The 1473-nt window shown below is 36.0% G+C and carries 3 protein-coding genes and 1 pseudogene; 3 read left to right on the plus strand and 1 reads right to left on the minus strand.

Annotation, left to right across the window (positions count from 1 at the left end; all coding sequences use genetic code 11):
• A partial coding sequence (locus tag WS40_RS10555) for a transposase (RefSeq protein ID WP_046442127.1) occupies positions 1 to 282 on the minus strand: 282 nt, incomplete at its 3' end.
• Positions 283 to 504: 222 nt separating this feature from the next.
• On the opposite strand from WS40_RS10555, the gene WS40_RS11700 reads away from it, so the two are divergent.
• From WS40_RS11700 to WS40_RS11705, 3 genes and pseudogenes are all read left to right on the plus strand, one after another.
• Entirely contained in the window at positions 505 to 627 is a 123-nt protein-coding gene (locus WS40_RS11700) for a cyclic lactone autoinducer peptide (protein ID WP_278635330.1), read from the plus strand.
• The gene (locus tag WS40_RS10560) at positions 627 to 1028 is read left to right on the plus strand and encodes an accessory gene regulator ArgB-like protein (RefSeq protein WP_325208540.1); all 402 of its coding nucleotides are present in this window, start codon (positions 627 to 629) and stop codon (positions 1026 to 1028) included. The genes WS40_RS11700 and WS40_RS10560 overlap by 1 nt, the downstream gene beginning before the upstream one ends.
• 153 nt (positions 1029 to 1181) lie before the next feature.
• Positions 1182 to 1473 (plus strand): annotated as a pseudogene (locus WS40_RS11705) (IS481 family transposase); the annotation flags it as partial.

Here is a 1473-nt window from a genome sequence, read left to right on the forward strand (position 1 = left end):
CCACATAAAGCGAATATCGGTTTTGCAGAGTTTTTCTATTTTTCGCAATGATTCGTATCCGTTTTCCATAAATGCAAACAGTATTACTTTCAGCAAAGTTTCTTCTTCATATCTTGGACGGCCTGTCCTGCGGTCCTCAGTCGTCAGGTATTTACTCAGGTCAATATGATTCATCACTTCACAAAATGTATATACCGGGTCAGTTGTTTCAATTATTTTTTCAATTTCTATTGGAAATTTTAATTGATATGGTGTATAATATTCTTGTGGTTGGTTATTCATGATACTTTAATTATACCACAAAAAAGACTGCTGTCTTGCTTTTTGGCAAGATCGCAGCCTTTTTTCTTGGGGACTTTTTTTACAGCCCCTTTTTTTTACAAAAAAGACGTTTTTTTTGACATTTACGGTTTTTTATTCTTGTATTATGTATAATCAAGTCATAACTTGTTATGAAAGGAAGAAGATCATATGAAAAGAAATTTAATGAAACTCAGCACAAGAATGGGTAAGGTGTTTGCAGCATTGGCACTTTTGGTTACTGTATCAAACGTGAATTCTACATGCATGTTCATCACTCACCAGCCTGAATTGCCTGCTGATTCTAAGAAACTGCGTAAGTTCTAATGTTTAAGAAAACTGCCTGCAAAATAACGCAACGTCTATGTGAAAAAGGTATTATATCAGAAAGCGATTTCGATTTGTATGAATACGGATTCAATATGGGGATAACGGTTTTACTTAACCTTATCAGCACTATAGTTATCGGCGTTATTGTGGGCAAGGTGTTTGAAAGCATAGCTTTCTTAGTTTTTTATATACCACTGAGAAGCTATGCCGGAGGATACCACGCTAGCACCCCGTGGAGGTGCTATTTTATTTCCATAGTGATTATCATGGCAATGTTATTATTTATTGGTTATGTTGATTTGTCAATAATATATATTATCTTATTATTGGTCGGAATGGTGGTATGCTTTGCTTTTGCCCCTGTCGAAGATAAAAACAAGCCTTTAGACAGAGTGTAGTGCTACAATAGATATTGGACAAAATTAAGAAAAAAGAAAAGAGAGATAGGCAAAAATCTGATAAAATAAAGTTACCACACAAATACAAATCAGAAAGGAAGCCTATCTCTCATGAATAGTATAACACAAGATATGAAGTTTCGTCAATCCTTAATGAATTACGCAAAGAAATATGGAGTGAGCCGAGCGAGCAGAAAATACAATAAATCACGTTCATATATATATTTCTGGCTGAAACGCTGGGACGGAAGTGTGGAGTCCCTTGCAGTTAAATCACGCCGACCGCATCATCATCCCAATGAGCATACCAAGGAAGAAATAGATCTTATCAAAAGGTATCACAAACGGAACCCGACACTTGAGCTTCCCGAACTATGGCATCGTCTCAGGAAACAAGGGTATACACGCTGTCTTGAAAGTCTTTACAGGGTTATGAAAAAACTAG

The organism is Ruminococcus sp. N15.MGS-57 (genome assembly GCF_000980385.1).
Lineage (GTDB): Bacteria > Bacillota > Clostridia > Oscillospirales > Ruminococcaceae > Hominimerdicola > Hominimerdicola aceti.

Bases quoted from the DNA above. Each gene is read 5' to 3' on its own strand.
- WS40_RS11700 (WP_278635330.1), top strand. From the start codon at position 505: ATGGGTAAGGTGTTTGCAGCATTGGCACTTTTGGTTACTGTATCAAAC.
- WS40_RS10560 (WP_325208540.1), top strand. From the start codon at position 627: ATGTTTAAGAAAACTGCCTGCAAAATAACGCAACGTCTATGTGAAAAA.